The following is a 16,667-nucleotide window of genomic DNA, read 5'->3' on the forward strand; positions in this document are numbered from 1 at the left end:
GGCTTGCCCGGATGGCGTCGCCGGACAGGAGCTAGCGCACGGTGGCCGCAATCAGGCTGGCGGGTCGGATGTCGGTCCAGTTGGCCTCGATGTAGGCCAGACAGTCCTCGCGGCTCTGCTCCCCGAAAGCGACGGACCACCCCGCCGGCACCTGGATCCAATGAGGCCAGAGCGAGTGCTGGTTTTCCTTGTTGACCAGGACCAGGTAGGTGGCGTTGTCGTCCTCGAACGGATTGGTCATCGAAATGATCCTTTTCTGATGTCAGGTGATTCAGCGAGCGACTAGAGAGACCGGAAACGATTCCAGGCCGAAGTTGATGAGCGATCGGTTGTAGACGGGCTCGCCCAGGAGCTTGATCTCCGCGATGCGTTCGACCGCGGTGGAGAACAGGGCACCCAGTTCGACCTTCGCCAGCGGAGCCCCGATGCAGTAGTGCGCTCCCAGCCCCAAGGCCAGGTGGCGATTGGGCGAGCGATCGAGGATGATCTCGTGCGGTTGGGAGAATGCCGCAGGATCATGGTTGGCCGGCCAAGTCCACACGACCACCCGGTCGCCGCGCCGGATCTGCTGTCCGCCGAGCTCGACGTCCTGGGTGGCGGTACGCAGGGTATGTAGCCCGACGGAGGTCCAGCGGAGTAGTTCATCGACGGCCCCGCCCATGTCGACTGATTCGTCCTGCAGCAATCGCCACAGGTCTGGGCGACGAGCGAGTGTCAGCAGGCACATCGACGCGGTGTGCCTCACCGTCTGAACCCCGCCAACGACGATGTTGTCCAGGTTCAGCACGATATCTTCCACCGGCAGTAGCCGGCCGCCGACCTGATGGGTCGCCATGGTGCTGATGAGGTCGTCGCCGGGGTCCAGCCGCCGCTGCATGACCTGGTAGAGAAGGTAGGGGATGAGCTGTTGGTGGCCTGCCCTGCGTTCCTCGGCGGTACGGCCGAGGAACGCTTGGTCGCAGACGCGGACCACCATTTCGCGGTCCCCCTCGGGCACGTCGAGTAGGTCGCACATGACCGCGAGGGGCAACGCAGAGACGACATCGACGAGGTCGACCTCACTGCAGGCCAGCGCCTGGTCGAAGAGTGTCCGCGCACGCTCGTTGATCCCGGGGGCCGCCACGCGGGCGCTGCCGGGCGAGAACGCCGCCATGGCCGGGGTACGCAGCTCGCGGTGCCGGGGCGGGTCGCACAAAGCCATCATTTTGCCCGCACCAGCGGGCGTCAGCCCTTCTCCGGTCCCCAGCAGCGAACCCTGCTCAGAACTGAAGACCGCGGGGTTCTTCAGCACCTGAGCGGCGATGTCGTAGGAGATCACCGACCACACTGGGCCGTCGTCAGTGGCTTCTGTGCGCTGCACCGGGCCCGCGCTGCGCGCCCCGTCGATAAGCTCGGCCAGGTCCGAACGGGACCACAGCTCCGGGTCACTTAGGTTGATTACCGTGTTGACCACTGGACCTCCTCGCGGGTGGGAGCGGCGCGCCGGGAGATGAGGGAGTTGAGCAGTTCCACCGGACCGGTCTCGGTCACGGTTGCCAGCAGGTGGCCTCCGGGGACAGTCCACTTGTCGAACAGGCTGGTGGTGAGTTCCGCCCAGCCGTCGAGTTGCGCCTCGTCCAGCATCGGGTCCGCGCTGCCCACCACCGCGTACAGATCGGATTCGACGGGTCCGAGCGACAGGTACCTGTATGTGCGACGAACGTCGAGGTCAGCCTGGATGGCACCCAGCGCGAGCTGCCGTAGCTCCGGCTCGGCGTCGATGAGCTCGCCCATTCCGGCACTGCCGAGCAGTGCCTCCGCGTTGCGCTCCTCCGGGATACCGTCGACCCACCGGTTGGGGGGCGGGGACGCAGCGGCCACCAACAGTTCGGGACGCCGCCCCGGCAGCAGGGCCAGTGCCACTTCGTACGCAAGAAGTGCGCCAAAGCTCTGCCCGTAGAACCCGAAGCGCCTGCCGCGGTGCCGGCGGACCTGTGCTGCGACGGTCCTGACGAGCTGGTCGAAGGTGGCAGGCATGGAGTCGCAGCGCCGCCCCCCTCGGGCTGGCATCCGAAGCGCCCACACCTCGGTGGTGGGGCCGAGGGCGCGTGCCAGCAGGGTAAAGGCTGTCGCGTCGCCGCCTGCGTGCGGAAAGCAGAACAGCTGGAAGTCCGGGTCCTCCCGGGGCGCTGGTACCAGCAGCCAGTCTCCCGCGATGTACGGTCGCGCTGCGGTCACCGAGGGCCACCGGCCCGGCTGATCGGAGCCCTACGCGGAGCTCCTGTGCGCAGCTTCTCGCGCAGCGTTTCGGTGAAGTCGGCAAGGTTGTTTGAGTTGAGTAGCAGCACCAGGTCGATGTCCAGGTCCAGTTGGCGCCGGAGTGTGTGCACGATCCGCAGTGCGTGCAGCGAGTGTCCCCCGCAGCCATAGAAATCGTAGAAGGGCTCGACTGTCTCCAGGCCAAGTACCGTGCGCCAGGCCTCTGCGACCAGCTCGTCCAGTTCGGGTGTAGCCGTCATGGGGTCGGCAGCCAAATCGAAGGCTGGCACGGCCTCGGCCTTCTGTGCGTCGATCACCTCAGGGCCTCTCTCTTTCGTCGTTTCAGCGAGTTGATTGCGCGGCCATCTCGTCGAGCGCGGTCTCGTAGGCTTCGAGGTACGCGGTGGCAACCTCGTCGGGGACCAGCGACCTCTGGTAGTCCACGGCCAGCAGCACGCGCTGGGTGGCAGAGTCTTGGATCAGCGCCGCAGTGAAGCTGAAGCTGTTTGGCTCGTGTCGCAGCGTCGGCTCGCAACCGATCTTGCTGTCCAAGATCCGTGCGGACCTCAGCCGCCCGAGTGCGTGGAAGCTCAGGTAACCGAACTGGCTGTCCAACCGTGAGTCCGCCATCAATCGAGCCAACTGGGCAAACGGGACACGGCGGTGGGGCATCATCTCGAGTTCTGCTTGGTGCACGGCCCGCGCGAGCTCCAGCGGCTCCATCTGCGCCGGCTGGCAGACCAGCGGAAGCGAGTTGACGAACAGCCCGTAGACCTCGGTACCGCCAGGACGCTCCAAACGGCCGTTCGTCGCCAAGCCGGTAGTGATCCGGCGCCGCCCGGTGACGTGGTGCAGCGCCCGCATGTGGGCGGCGAGTGCCACTGATTTCACGGGGACACCGGCGGCGGCGGAAGCCAGGCGCAGTTGCTCAGGGGCCTCGGGCAGCACTCGATCGGTGGTAACCGGCACGTCGTGGACGTCCGCGGTTCCGGGCCACAGGTCGCCACTGACGTTGGCCAGTCTGTCGCGCCAGAACGCGAGGGATTGCGGATCGGATGCTGCCTCCTGCTCGACGGCCACGAACTCTCTAAAGGAGGACCTCGGCGCGGGGGGTGCCTTGCTGAACGGATCGGCCGAGAGCTCGGCGTGCCGCTGGAGCAGCTCGGTCAGCAACGATGTGAAACTCCAGCCGTCGAGGATGGCGTGGTGCTCCGACACCGTGAGCTGGAAGGTGTTCGCGTCCAACCACTGGACGGTGATCCGGAATAGCGGGGCCTGAGACGGTTCGAACGACCTTTGCCGGTGGTATTCGAAGGCATCTCGCACCGCCATGTCCTGTGCGTCGCTGCCGCGCAGGTCCTCGAATTCGATGGGCAAGGGAACCGATGCGTAGACGAGCTGGAGCGGTTCGCTGTACCCGGAGACCTCCAGGCCCGTGCGCAGCAACGGATGGCGATCGATCGCCTCGGCAACTGCCTGCATGAAGGCAACCTCGTTGAGGCACCCGGCAATGCGGTAACTGTTGACGTTGTGGTAATGCGCGGTCTGCCCGGAAAGCTCCATGTGGTAAACCATGCTCAGCTGCATGGCGGCCATCGAGTAGGCGTCCACGACGCCGGGCGGCAACGCGGCCCGGTCTTCAGGGCTCAGCGGCGGCCGGAGTTCGTGCGCCGCCGCCTCGGGCTCCGCAGGTTCCGCGGGACGCGCCAAGGCTATGAGGCCAGTGATCGTCGGTGCGTCAAAGACGTCTCGGAGCGCCACCTTCCAGCCGGCTTCACGCAGTCCCCCGACCAGTTCAACGGCGCGGATCGAATCACCGCCGAGGTGGAAGAAGTTGTCGGTTACACCGATGCCCGTCACGCCCAGCACGCGGGACCAAACCCGGGCGAAGAGCTCCTCGGCCGGTGTCTGCGGCGGCTCCTGGGCTCCGCCCTGCGAGGACGGCAAGTCAGGCACCGGGAGTGCGGCTCGGTCGATCTTGCCGTTGACAGTCAGTGGCAGCGCATCGAGGACGGTAACGCTCGCCGGGATCATGTAGTCGGGCAGGGAGTTCGCGAGGAACTCCCGCGTGCGCTCGGGTGCGGCGCCGGTCACATAGGCGGCCAGCCGGTCGTCGTGGACGGTGACCACGCAGGCCGACACAGTCGGATGCGCACTGAGCGCGTTCTCGATCTCACCGAGTTCGATGCGGAAGCCGCGCAGCTTGACCTGATGGTCCGCGCGTCCGAGGTATTCAAGGCCGCCGTCCTCCAGCCGCCTGGCCACATCGCCCGTCCGGTACATCCTGGAGCCGGGAATTTGGCTGTCGGTGTCGGCCACGAAGCGCCCTGCAGTGAGCCCCGGCCGTCCCCAATAGCCATAGGCAAGGCTACCGCCGTAGACGTAAAGCTCACCCGGCGTGCCCACGGGGCAGGGGCGCAGCCAGGTGTCGAGGACCTTCACACCCAGATGCGACATGGCTTCGCCGATCAAGCTCCGCTGGAAGCCACCCTCAGTTCCGGGCACGTCGAAGGTAGTGACGTGGACGGTTGTCTCGGTGATGCCGTACAGGTTGCAGAGCCGGGCAGACGGGAGCCGATCGAGCTGGATCCAACGGCTGACCACGGCGGGGTCCAGGGCCTCACCACCGAGCATGATCTGCTTGAGCCGGGGAAGGCTCCGTGGAATCTGCCGCAGCACCTTCTCCAACTGCCGTAGGGCCGACGGCGTCAGGCACAGGAAGGACACGCCTTCGCGCTCCAACAGCTCGGCGAAATCCTCTGGCGACCTACTGGTCAGATAGGGCACCACCACCAGCTTGGAGCCGTGGTGCAGCGCGCCCCATATCTCCCAGACAGTCCAGTCGAAGGCGTAGCTGTGGTAGAACGTCCAGACTTCATCCGGGCCGAATTCGAACCTTTCGGCGCCGGCAGCCATCAGGCGGCTGACATGCTCGTGGGCGACCGCCACGCCCTTGGGGCGCCCGGTAGAGCCGGACGTAAAGATCACGTAGGCGATGTCGTCAGAGCGGACCGGGTGCTGCGGCCGACTCGGCGACATCGCCGCCACGAAGGTGGCGCGCTCCTCCAGGTGGAACCGCTGCCACGGTCCTTCAGGTACCGCCTCGGGTTGGTCAGTGACGACGAGGACAGTGCCTGTATCCGCGAACACCAGCTTGGCACGTCCGGCGGGTGCCGCCGGGTCGACCGGGACGTACGAGGCGCCGGCCTTGAGCACGGCCAGGATCGACACCAAGACATCCGGTGTGCGCTCCAGCAGCAGACCCACGCGGTCGCCATGCCCTACGCCCGATGCTGTGAGCGCTCGGGCTAGCTGATTGGCCCGCTGGTCCAGCTCGGTGTAAGTCAGCTCCGCGCGCCCGAAGCTGACGGCCGTGCGTTCGCCGTGCCTGTCCACCGCGTCTTCGAACAGACGGTGCAGACAGCGGTCCTGGCTCTGCAGGAGCATGCCGACCGCTGGCTGCATAGCTGCCGGGGAAGTCAGTCTACGGACAGACTGCGAACTGTCGTCCAGGGCCGCGTCCAGCAGAGTCCGCCATTCCTGGATCATTCGCAGCACCGATGCTGTGTCGAACAGGTCCGAGCTGAACTCCACTTCGCCGCGCAACTCCCCGCTGTCGTAGACCGACCAGGTGAGGTCGAACTTGGCCGTGCCGTTGGCCCGGACGCCGCGTGTCGCCACGGCTGTGCCGAACCGCATGGGTCGGTGGTCCTCGGCGTGGGCGCCAAATACCACCTGAACCAGCGGGTGGTGCTGCGTGGAGCGGTCCAGGCCGAGGGAATCGATGATCGTGTCGAGGGGCGCCTCCACATAGGCGTAGGCGTCGAAGGCCACCTCCTGCACGTGCTCGAGCAGGTCCAGGAATGTCATGGTCGGTCGAAGCCGGATCCGTAGCGGGAGCAGATTGACGAAGTACCCGATCAGGTTCTCCAGCTCCGGACGGTTGCGCGTTGTAGCTGGCGTGCCGATGACCATGTCCTCGGCCCCGGTGTAGCGGCTCAGCAGCAGCGAGAAGGCTGACAGCGTCACGATGAACGGTGTGACGCCTTGGGCTTCAGCGAGCTTCCTAACGCGCGCGGCGGTTCCGGGCGCCAAGCCAAACGGCTCTGTCGCGCCGCGGTAGCTCTGCACCGGCGGTCGCGGCCGGTCGCTGGGAAGCTCCAGCGGCGTCGCCTCGGCAAGCTGCCCTTTCCAGTAGGACAGGTGCTCCTCCAGGGAGCCGTCCAGTTGCTCCTGCACGTAGTCCGTGTACTGCGCCGTGAGCTCAGGCACTGCCGGAGCGCGTCCGTCTACGAGGGCGGAATATGTCTCGGACCACTCGTGTTCGAAGGCGTCGGCCGACCACCCGTCCCAGACGATGTGGTGGACCACGAGGACCACGGTGACCTCGCGATCGGAGCGTCGAATCGCGCTTACGCGCAGCAGCGGCCCCGATTCCAGATCGAAGGGCCAGCCTGCCTCCGTAGCGATCAGGGTTTCCGTCGTTTTGTCCCGCTCAGGCTCCGCGAAGTCCCGCAGGTCCAAGACAGCCATGCGGAGCGTCAGTCGGTCGTGGACCAGCTGTACGGGCCCGCCGTCCCGCAGCGCGAATGTCGTGCGCAGGGAATCATGCCTCTGCACCACCAGCTCGAGTGCCTCCTGCAGTTGCCGCAGGTCCAAGTCGCCGTCGAACTGGAGGATCCAGGGGATGTTGTAGGTTGCGGCCTCCGGGTTCCAGCGATCGAGGAACCATAGGCCTCGCTGCAGCCCCGACACGGGGGCGGCACGTACCACGTCTCCGTATCCGGTCACTGTCCCACTCCACTTCCTGCGGTCGCCCTGGTTGTACTGGCGCCTGACTGCGCCAGAGCGACCAACTGTTCTGCGATGGCTCGTACGGTCCGGGCACGGAACACCAACTGCGGTTGGACTCGGCTACCGATCTCCCGAGAGAACCGCATGGTGGCCCTGAGCGCCGCGAGTGAGGTGCCTCCGATCCGGAAGAAGTCGTCGTCGAGGCCGACCTCGGCCGCGTCGAGCACCTCACGCAGGGTGTCAGCGACCAGGCGCTCCATCCGGACTTGTGCAGTCTCGGTAGTGTGTGACGCCCTGACTTCGGACAGGTCTGCGACGGGTGGCCTCACCACTTCGGCGAGCGTCGCCAGCCAGGCGTCGCACAGGCCTGTGATCGCATCGGCGTCGAACAGGTCGCAGTCGTACTCGAAGCGGCCGGAGAAGTCGGTGCCGCGGTCGTCCACGGAGATCGTCAGGTCGAACCGCGATACGGCGTTGAGATGGAGTTCCCGGGACACGGGTGTTCCGCCGATGGGCAACCGGGTTGCATCCCATGGATGCAGCTCGAAGACGATCTGGCACAGCGGGTTGCGGCCCGCCAGCCGGTCGTCGAGAACAGCCCCCGCAATCGCGTCGAATGGGGCCTCCTGGTGGCGGTAGGCGCCCACGGAGACCTCGCGAACATGCCGGACAAGCGCTCGGAACGACCCGCCGGGATCGACCCTCAACCGTAGTGGCAGGAGATTGACGAAGTACCCGATCATGTCGGCTAGTTCCGGCCGGTTCCGGACGCTCACGGGCGCGCCTACGACCAGGTCGGTGTGGCCTGAACGCCGCTGAAGGGTCAAGGCCAGCCCGGCCAGCAGCACCATGTACGGGGTCGCGTCCTCACTTCGGGCCAGCTCGCGAACGGCAACGGCGGTCTCCGGCGCGATCGCGTAGTGGTGCTGCGCTCCGCGGCCCACCTGCATCTCTCGACGCGCGTTGTCGGTCGGCAGCACACTTTCAGCCGGCACGTCACGAAGGACGCCCCTCCAGTAGTCCAGCTGCTCCGCGGCTATACCCTCCGAGCTTTGCCACGTGCTGTAGTCGGCATACTGAACTGGGAGTTCCGGTAGCCGGTGGGGACGGTCTTCGGCGAGTGCGGCGTAGATTTCCTGCAGCTCCCGCTCAAGAACCGGCAGCGATCCCTCATCCCAAATGATGTGGTGGAAGTTCAGCACGACCGTGAGCCTGCGGTCAGGTGACCGGAAGACGTGGGCTCGGAAGAGGGGCCCTGCCTCCAGATCGAAGGGCTCTGCAGCCGCATCGGCGATCAGCTCCTCCACGCGGTCAGCGGAGGTGTCCACCAGCGTGAACGGAAGGATGACCCGGGCCCGGACCAGCTGCTCCGGATGAGCGTCGCCGAAGACGAAGACGGTCCGCAGAATCTCATGGCGGCCGACGATGACCTCAAGGGCGGCACGAAGCAGGTCCGGGTCGGCTGGCCCATCGAAGCGGAACACCCAGGGCACGTTGTAGGTAGGGGCACATGCATTCCAGTGATCGAGGAAGAACAAGCCGCGCTGGAACTTGGAGAGCGGTGCCGACTTGTGGCCCATCGATGTGAGGCCGCTCTGCTGTGTTGCCGAGGTTCCAGTCACTGCCGCAGCAAACTCAGCGAGTGTCGGGGCATCGAAGATTGCGTAAGGTGAGACTGCCCCGAAGTCCTCGTATACCCGGCCGATCATTCGGACCGCAGTGAGGGAGTCGCCGCCGAGATGGAAGAAGTTGTCCCGAGTGTCAACCGCGGCCACACCCAGGACCTCGGCCCAGACTTCGGCGATCCGCTGTTCGACAGGTGTGCGCGGTGCGCAGTACTCGGCCCGTACCGCCGACGGGGACACCGGGGTGGGCAGTGCGGACCTGTCGACCTTGCCGTTGCCAGTCAACGGGAAGGCCTCGAGTGGGGTGAGCGTCGTGGGGATCATGTATTCGGGAAGTCGCTGCGCCAGAAACTGCCGTGCGTGTCCGTACTCCGGCACGGACCCGGTGGCGTAGGCGACGAGGCTGCCGTCACGGGCTACCACCAAGCACCCGGTCACACCTGGATAGGCGGCCAGGGCCCGCTCGACTTCACCGGGCTCGATGCGGAAGCCGCGGATCTTCACCTGGTGGTCAGAGCGCCCGATGAACTCCAGCACGGCGCGCGGGGATTGCTGCCTCACGAGGTCTCCAGAACGGTACATCCGGGCTCCCGGAAGTCTGGAGAAGGGGTCCGCCACGAAGCGCTCAGCGCTCAGCGCAGCGCGGTTAAGGTAGCCCCAAGCGAGCAGCGGCCCACCAATGAACAGCTCACCTGCAGTGCCGTACGGGCACGGCTGCAGCTGCTCGTCGAGGACGTACAAGTACCGCTCCCCTAGAGCCTGGCCGATGCCGACCGACTGCCCCACATCCTGCTGTGACACGTCTTGGACGGTCGTCGTAACCGTCGTCTCGGTCGGCCCATAGGCGTTGAGAAGAGGGACGCCAGTGAGTTCCCGCCAGGCGGCTGCTGTGGCCGGGTACAACCGATCGCTCCCGGAGACCATCAGCCGCAAGGTCTGTGGCGGACCCCCGTGATCGCGTAGCTCGGTCACCACCTCCTGGAGATATCCGGCGGACAGGTTCGCTACGGTGACCCTCTCCGTGTCGAGCAGATGCAGGAGTTCCCTCGGCGTCAGCAACTGCCGCTCCGGTAGGACCAGGCATGCGCCCACTGTGAGTGCAGCAAGAGTCTGCTCCAGCGACACATCAACCGTTGGCCTGGCGATCTGGAGAACGACATCATCGGCGGTCAGGCCGAAGCGCGCGGAAACGGTCGCCAGATGCTCTGCAAGGGCAGCGAAGGGAACCCAAACACCCTTGGGGAGCCCAGTCGTGCCCGAGGTGTACATAACGTACCCCGGAGCACCAACCTCACCGCGTGGCTCACCACGAGGGGTGACCACGCCACGGTCCACCAGCATGGTTGCTCCCGAGTCATCGAGGATGTACTCGGTCCTCTCGCGCGGCGCCTCCGCGTCAACGGGCAGATAGACGCCGCCTGTCCGCAACACCGCGAGCATGCCGATGATGTAATCGAGCCGGTCGCGGCTGGCGACAGCAACTATTTGGCCCGTAGTCAGCTTGGCAGCAAGGGCAGCGACCTGGGCATCGAGCTCCGAGTACGTGACGATCCGGCCCGCCTGCCGCACCGCGGGGCTGGCCGCGTTGCGGTGAGCCAGCCCCTCAAGGGGAAACCTGCGTGATGACATCATCCGACTCCGCTGAATGAATGGGGCCGACCGATTCGGTCGGTCGTGGTGCGCATGCGGGCACCAGGGTCACTAGGTGGAAAGGGAGAAAGCCGGCCCAGTCGCCTGAGGCCGCGAAGTTCCAACCAGGAATGCTTACGGCTAGGGAGGTGCATCAGAACCCCGAGCTATGAAGGCACCGCCGCAGGCGGGCTTCTTCGGACGGGAGATCGGTCTGAAAAACGAGGGAAAAGACAGAAGACACCGAGTTCCCATCAAAACCAGCGGCGGATCCGCCTCCTTCCGTTGCGGCTTCGATGAACCATAGGTCGGGCCAGCGGAGGAAATCGGCAGTTGCCAGCAGCAATCAACAAGCAGTCCTCAGGCAGTTGGCCTGATCCTTGCGCGTGCGCGCGCCTGTCTCGGGTGGTCGACTGGAGTTTGGTTTGACCGGTTCATCCCTCCCGGGTGAGTGTGGTCGTGCGCCGGTGTGTCGTCCCTGGCGGGCGCCGGTTCCACGGCCGGGGGTGCTCCAGTGCTCCTTTCTGGTCCTCGTGCGGATCTTCGGTGCAGGTCAAATCGGGGCTGATAGGGCCTGGATGCGGATGAAGTCGGCGCCGACGACTGGGCTCCAGGGCCAGTCGTCGGCGAGTTTGAGGACGCGGCGGCGGCCTCCGCGCGGGGATGTCGAGGATCCGCAGGCGGATGGTGTCGGGTTCGGCTCGGAGTCCTCGCCGTCCAGGGCGAGGTGCTTGAGCCAGACCGTGAGGTCGACGGCGATTGCGACGGCCTGGCACCGGCGTGGCTTATCGCGAACTCGCGGGAGGACATCCAGCGCAGGCCGGTCCGCTTCGCGGACTTGATCGCGACCTCAACATCGGCGTGCGATTGGTGGCGGACCTCGAACCAGACCTCGTCCCGGCCCGGCGCCTTGAGCGTGGCGCTGACCAGCGCGCTGAATCGCCAGTCGGTCTTGCGCTCGGTCCAATTCTGGTCGCGGAGGGCGGATCCGCGAGTGTCCGATGACCAGGCGCATGTCGTCAGACCAGCTGGTCCGGCCGGCGGTCTCAATGACCCAGGTGTGGCCGATCGGGCGGCGGGCCACGTTCATCGCAACCCGCCAGGCCAACCGGGGCACCTTCGCGATCAGATTCCCATGGTCCTCGGTGACGGTGAGGCAGAGCGAGCAGTGCCAGGTGACCTTCTTATTACCGCCGCCGGGGCGGATCCACTGGATGGGCCCATGGGTGCCGCCGGCCCCATCCGCGCGGATGAGGATCTTGTTGCGGGCCGGGCGGGAGCCTGACGCACGCCTTCGGCGAAGGTAGCGAGCTGGTCGGCGACGGTGCTGCTGTCCGCGTTGCCCGGACGCAGATGCGCCGCCAGCATCTCGCGAGTGTCGCCTCTTGGGATGCCCTCCGTGACTCGCAACACAAGGCAGTAGCTCGGCGGTACCTGTTCGGTAGGGGGGCCGTGGACCCTGAACTAGACCTGGCCGCAACACCTCGTAGCGCGGACTAACACGGAGGAGGGGCATCTGGAGTCCCTGGAGCTGGCGATGGCCGTTGCCCAATTGCAAATTGCGCGAAGTGCCAACATTTTCCCTCGGAGGTAATTGAATCCTCACGAGTCGACCTTCTCGATTAATAAATGCAGCAGTGCGAGGCTCCGGTATCGGCCTTGGTAATGTCAGGGGATTCATGGGTATGATGGGCGAAAGCAATACATTTCACACGTGCCTGCGCCGCCTTCGGGGACGCTCGGGACTGACCCAGCAGGAACTCGCGGACTTTTCCACCTTGAGCATTCGGGCGATCAGCGACCTGGAGCGGGGGCGGGTGGGCCGGCCCCGTCGGAATACCGTGGAGCTGCTGGCCGATGCGCTCCAATTGCGCGGGGCGGAGCGCGACGTCTTCGAATCTGCAGCCGGCCTCGAGGCGACGACTGCCAGCCGGGTGCACCCACGGTCGTCGCCCGGCGACTGTAGCCTTCCCGGTCGGGACGCAAAGGTCGGGATGCTGATAGATCTGCTGCGTTCCGATTCGCAGCGCCTCGTCACCGTCACGGGTCTGCCGGGAGTCGGCAAGACCTGGTTGGCTGCCCAGGTGGGGCAGCGTCTGCGTGCGGAACACGGGTGGACAGTGACCGCGGAGTCCCTTGATCTCCTCGGCTCCCGTAAAAGCTTGCCTCCGTTCAGTGTTTCAGGCACAGGTACGGACGTCCTGCTGATCCTCGAGTCGCGACGGTCGGATGGGCATGGCCGCTCCTGCGGCGAGGCCGTACGGTCCTTGATGCGTAGGCACCCGGATCTGCGCGTACTGGTCGATCACGGGTCACCGCTGGGTGTCGCTGACGAACTGCTTCTGCCGCTTGCGCCGCTGGCGGTGTCCCGGCCGGGTGAAGTTGCCCGGTTCGAAGCTCGGCCGGGTCCCGCCGCCCAGCACTTCCTCTCCTGCCTTCGCCGAGTGCGCCCCACGGACCCGCCTCCCAGCAGGGTGGACCAACGGGCGGTCGAGGAGTTGTGCTGGCTCGTCGACGGCATACCCGGCGCGATCGAGCACCTCGCGGAGCGGTGCCGGGTGCAACCGCCGTGGCGGCTGGTCGCCCTGGCCCGGGAGGATCCGCTCGCGGTGGCGGCATCCCCCACCGCCGCGAGCACTGCTGCGGGGCTCGCCGCCGCCCTGCGCGCCGCGTTGGCGGCACTCGACTGTGGCGAGCGCAGCTTCATGGAGCGGCTGGCAAACCTCGACTGCACGTGGACGGTCGAGACCGCCGCTTCCGCCACAGGCCGGACGCTACTCGAGGTGACCCTCCAGATGCATACGCTGCTCGTCCGGGGCCTGCTTATCAGGGAGACCGAGGACGACTCAGAATTCCGAGTGCCCAACGTCGTACGCTGCACGCTCACCGCCAGCCTGGCAGGCGGGCGCGACGTGCGGAAATTCTCGGCTTCCCTACAGGCGGTGTAGCACCGTCGCCAGGGCCGCCTCGTTCAGGGGAACTGCACGACCCGGCCCACCTGGGCGATCATGGGCGGAGTCAGATGATGGTTGCCCCGATTGGGACGGTGAGACACCGTCGAACGGGCCATCTCAGAGTAGTGCTCGCCGCGCTCGCACCCGCCGCCGGGGCGACATGCGACAGCAAGGGGTTGCCCGAACCGTCGGGGCGCCGGAGCACATTGCACCGTACGGGGACGGAGTCGGCCTGCCGGCCCGCGCTGTGGGTGAATGCGCCCTTCTTCGCCCGCACAGTGAACCCCGGGTTGCCAGCCACCGCCGCCGTGTTGGTGGCGACCGGGCGTAGCCGCGCGCCGCCAGAGGCGATGTGCTGCTTGGCGGCTCGGGCCACGCCGTTCGCTAGCAGCGGCGACAGCGGTCGTCGGTTTCGGTCCCGGTGCGTCACCGAGGTGTGTCCGGGTGCGCCGCGGGGGCGCCGGGGCGCAAGGCGTTCTGCATGATCGTGCGGCATCGGCCCCAGGCGCCGGGGACCAGGTGTCCGTAGGTGTCGACGGTGGTCTTGATGGATTTGTGGCCGAGCCAGCGGGAGACCTCGTGGATGGGGATGCCGTTGGCGAGGGCGGTGGAGGCGAAGAAGTGGCGCAGGCAGTGTGGGGTGTACTTCGGCGTCCCGTCTGCCTTGACGATGCCAGCGGCTTTGAGTGCCCTGCTGAAGTGGTAGCCGTAGGTTGTGGCGGTGGGCATGGTCCCCTTGCCGCGTTCGCGTGGCGCGAAGAGTACGTCCATGCCGCTCGCCGACCTGGTTCCCCATTCATCGAGGTGGGCGTCGATCTCGTCGGCGAGGAAGGGCGGCATGGGGATGTCGCGGTACTCCCCGGTCGCGCGGTGCTTGAGGGCGACGAAGCGGGTCCGGCAGTCGGTGCGGTTCGCCTTGGAGCTGATCTGCCAGCGCACCCGGATGAAGTCGTGGCGGCGGCACTCGGTGGCGAAGGCCAGGGTCTCGCTGATGCGCAGCCCCGCTCCCGCCTGGAGGTAGACCGTCGCCCGGTAGTGCGGTGCGATTTGCTTGGCGATCAGGTCGACCTCGTCGAGGGTCGGGATCTCGTCCTCGTCGACTGCCCTGGCGGGGATGCGAGGAGTTTTGACGCCCCCGGACGGGTCGTCGGCGATGCGCTTCTCCTCCACCGCCGTGGCGAACAGGTGCTTGACCATCTTCATGCGGTCGTTGATCGTGCTCGGGGCGAGCTTCGAATTCAGGGCTGCGACGAAGGTCTCGATGTCTTTGCGCTTCACTGTGGCGAGCTGCTTGTCACCGAGGTGGGGTAGAAGGTGCAGGCGGATGAAGCCCTCGTAGTTGCGGCGGGTGCTCTCAGCGACGACCTGGCGCTCGAGCCAGTCGGCGGTATAGGCCCGGATGGTGATCTGTCCGCGCTTGGGGTCGAGCAACGCGCCCAGGTCCTTGTCGTGTTCGATCTTCGCGGCGAACTGGTCCGCGAGGCCCTTCTTCGCGAACGTCTCCTCGCGCTGGCCACCGGTGCGCCCGGCCGGGCGGTACCGGACCGTCCACTCGTGGCCGCAGCGCGGCGTCTCGCACAGGTAGAAGCGGCTGCGCTTGTCGGACTTGCACCGCTGGTAGACCGTGGCCATGCTGTCTCCCGTCTTACGTCGTGCGCTCGTTCGCCGGTGGGATCGGTGCGCGGTCTCATCCGTGGTTGCGGTCCAGGTAGGCCTCGATGTCGCGCTCGCGGAAGCGCAGGAGCCGGCCGACCCGCTGGGGCTTGAGCCCCCAGGCCTGGTACCGGTTCCTGACTGTGGAGGCGCTGACCTTCAGCCACTTGGCCACCTCCTCGGGCGTCAGCAGCTGGTTGCTGCCGCCGCGCGTCATGCGGATACCGTCCCGAGACTGCTCCCGGTGACCTTCTCCTCCCGCCCTTGTGAGGTGCGACGCCCGATCCCACCGGCGCCTCGTTCCGGCGTCATCCGCGTGACGGGCTGCGCCGGACGTCCATGGACGCGTTCACGGCGCGCCCGCGTCAACGGGTGGCTCGGGTTGATAGCGCCGGGTTCGCCGGAGGCAGAAGAAGATGCGGCCACCGGACCACCACCGGGTGGCACCGGGGCGAGCAGGGGGTGGACTGCCCGCGCCCCTTGGATGGGGTGCGGGGGCGAGGTGGGGCCCGAAGTAGCGCTGCTCATCGTTTCCCATCCGCTTGTCGGCCAGCGCGTGGGGCTGGCAGGACGGGGACGGTGAGCCGATCGACCCGGGGTTCGGTGGCCCAGTCGACGCGGGTGCTGTCTCCCGAACGTTCCTGGCCCGCGGAAGAGCCGACGGAGCGCGCGGCCTTGGCGGTGGGGTCGCTGTCGACAATGATGTCGAGGGCTCCGTCGAAGACGCGCTGGACAGCGAGGTCCAGACCCCCGTAGCCGCTGCACTTCGACCCGAGGCGCAAGCGGCGGCGTGTACTCATACGGACCGCCAGGTGGCGGCGTCGGGCCAATGCTCGGCCGATACCGGCCCGGAGGAGGGGATCGTCGCCATGACCAGCACGTCCTCATGCGCGATCACCGACATCGGTACTCCGGCAGCGCGGGAGTTGCGGACGTTCTTGGTCTGGAAGAAGGAGGGGCGGGCGACCAGGTCGCCGTCGCGGACTGCGGCGAGCAGCGCCACGCAGCGCTCGACGGGGACCAGGCCGGCGGCGCGTCCGGCGGCGAAGACGGCGGAGGGCAGGTCGACCAGTTCGCCGTGTGCGCGCCAGGGGCGGGCGGTGACCACGACGAGGGCGTCGTCGGCGAGCAGGGGGCGGCAGGCGCGCAGGATCTCGGTGAACGCGGCCAGCAGTTCGTCGGTGGGGGCGTGGGCGAGGTTGCCGTGGGAGTTGCCGTAGGTGCCGTGGAACTTGGTGATGCCGGGCTGGCCGGTCTCGCGGGTGGCGCGGACCTGGCCGTGCAGGGAGTCGCCGTACGGGGGTGAGGTGAGTAGGAGCTTGACGTGGCCGTGGAGTTCGGGGTTGACGATGCGGTCCGCGTCGCGGGCGTCGCCCTGGTAGACGGTGCCCGCTCCCTCGGCGCCCTGGCGGTGGGCGAGCTGGAGGTTGCCGCGCGCCAGCGGCGGCCACTGGGGTTCGAGTTCGATGCCGATGCCGTGGCGGCCCAAGTGGGCGGCCTCGACCAGGGTGGTGCCGATGCCGCACATCGGGTCCAGGATCACGTCGCCGGGCTGGGTGTAGGTGCGGATCGCATGGCGCGCGATGGCGGGCAGCATTTTCCCGGGGTGGGCAACCGAGCCGGGCAGGTAGCGGCCCCGGCGCTGGCCCAGGGAGTTGCGTTGCGCGGTAGTCCATACCGAGACCGGGACGGACCGCGGCTGGTCCTGACTGCAGTCCAGGACCGGGTTCGGGATCGGGTCGGGCTTGGGGCGGGTGGTGGCGGGCACGGTGCC

General features: G+C 67.0%; 10 protein-coding genes. 1 reads left to right on the forward strand and 9 read right to left on the reverse strand.

Annotated elements, in window-relative coordinates; all coding sequences use genetic code 11:
• Window positions 1-31 precede the first annotated feature (31 nt).
• Genes ABIA33_RS06740 through ABIA33_RS06765 form a run of 6 tightly spaced genes read right to left on the reverse strand, consistent with a single transcriptional unit; the run spans window position 32 to window position 10,289 of the window.
• Window positions 32-241 carry an MbtH family protein gene (locus tag ABIA33_RS06740; RefSeq protein ID WP_370078133.1) on the reverse strand — a complete coding sequence of 70 codons (210 nt, stop codon included), beginning with the start codon at window positions 239-241 and terminating at the stop codon, window positions 32-34.
• A gap of 30 nt (window positions 242-271) precedes the next feature.
• A complete protein-coding gene (locus ABIA33_RS06745; protein ID WP_370078135.1) occupies window positions 272-1,453 on the reverse strand; it encodes a cytochrome P450 in 1,182 nt (393 codons plus the stop codon).
• Entirely contained in the window at window positions 1,438-2,217 is a 780-nt protein-coding gene (locus ABIA33_RS06750) for a thioesterase II family protein (RefSeq protein WP_370078137.1), read from the reverse strand. Before ABIA33_RS06750 ends, ABIA33_RS06745 begins: the two co-directional genes overlap by 16 nt.
• Complete coding sequence (locus ABIA33_RS06755; protein ID WP_370078139.1) at window positions 2,214-2,555, reverse strand: phosphopantetheine-binding protein; 342 nt, start codon at window positions 2,553-2,555, stop codon at window positions 2,214-2,216. Before ABIA33_RS06755 ends, ABIA33_RS06750 begins: the two co-directional genes overlap by 4 nt.
• Window positions 2,556-2,580: 25 nt before the next feature.
• The gene (locus tag ABIA33_RS06760) at window positions 2,581-7,029 is read right to left on the reverse strand and encodes an amino acid adenylation domain-containing protein (protein WP_370078141.1); all 4,449 of its coding nucleotides are present in this window, start codon (window positions 7,027-7,029) and stop codon (window positions 2,581-2,583) included.
• A complete protein-coding gene (locus ABIA33_RS06765; RefSeq protein ID WP_370078143.1) occupies window positions 7,026-10,289 on the reverse strand; it encodes a condensation domain-containing protein in 3,264 nt (1,087 codons plus the stop codon). Before ABIA33_RS06765 ends, ABIA33_RS06760 begins: the two co-directional genes overlap by 4 nt.
• A 1,682-nt stretch (window positions 10,290-11,971) precedes the next feature.
• On the opposite strand from ABIA33_RS06765, the gene ABIA33_RS06770 reads away from it, so the two are divergent.
• Complete coding sequence (locus tag ABIA33_RS06770; protein ID WP_370078145.1) at window positions 11,972-13,234, forward strand: helix-turn-helix domain-containing protein; 1,263 nt, start codon at window positions 11,972-11,974, stop codon at window positions 13,232-13,234.
• Between the two features lie 432 nt (window positions 13,235-13,666).
• Here the strand turns inward: ABIA33_RS06770 and ABIA33_RS06775 are convergent, their stop codons facing one another.
• The 3 genes from ABIA33_RS06775 to ABIA33_RS06785 form a co-directional block, all read right to left on the reverse strand.
• Window positions 13,667-14,872, reverse strand: coding sequence for a tyrosine-type recombinase/integrase (locus ABIA33_RS06775; protein ID WP_370078148.1), 1,206 nt, complete (start codon window positions 14,870-14,872; stop codon window positions 13,667-13,669).
• Between the two features lie 55 nt (window positions 14,873-14,927).
• Entirely contained in the window at window positions 14,928-15,110 is a 183-nt protein-coding gene (locus ABIA33_RS06780) for a helix-turn-helix domain-containing protein (protein WP_370078150.1), read from the reverse strand.
• A gap of 579 nt (window positions 15,111-15,689) precedes the next feature.
• Window positions 15,690-16,661, reverse strand: coding sequence for a TRM11 family methyltransferase (locus ABIA33_RS06785; protein WP_370078152.1), 972 nt, complete (start codon window positions 16,659-16,661; stop codon window positions 15,690-15,692).
• Between the last annotated feature and the right edge of the window lie 6 nt (window positions 16,662-16,667).

The organism is Streptacidiphilus sp. MAP12-16 (assembly GCF_041262165.1).
In the GTDB taxonomy this organism is placed as follows: Bacteria; Actinomycetota; Actinomycetes; order Streptomycetales; family Streptomycetaceae; genus Streptacidiphilus.

What these genes read in the sequence shown, in the direction of transcription:
- ABIA33_RS06780 (WP_370078150.1), bottom strand. Translation starts at nt 15,110, where the DNA reads ATGACGCGCGGCGGCAGCAACCAGCTGCTGACGCCCGAGGAGGTGGCC.
- ABIA33_RS06765 (WP_370078143.1), bottom strand. Translation starts at nt 10,289, where the DNA reads ATGATGTCATCACGCAGGTTTCCCCTTGAGGGGCTGGCTCACCGCAAC.
- ABIA33_RS06740 (WP_370078133.1), bottom strand. Translation starts at nt 241, where the DNA reads ATGACCAATCCGTTCGAGGACGACAACGCCACCTACCTGGTCCTGGTC.
- ABIA33_RS06770 (WP_370078145.1), top strand. Translation starts at nt 11,972, where the DNA reads ATGATGGGCGAAAGCAATACATTTCACACGTGCCTGCGCCGCCTTCGG.
- ABIA33_RS06775 (WP_370078148.1), bottom strand. Translation starts at nt 14,872, where the DNA reads ATGGCCACGGTCTACCAGCGGTGCAAGTCCGACAAGCGCAGCCGCTTC.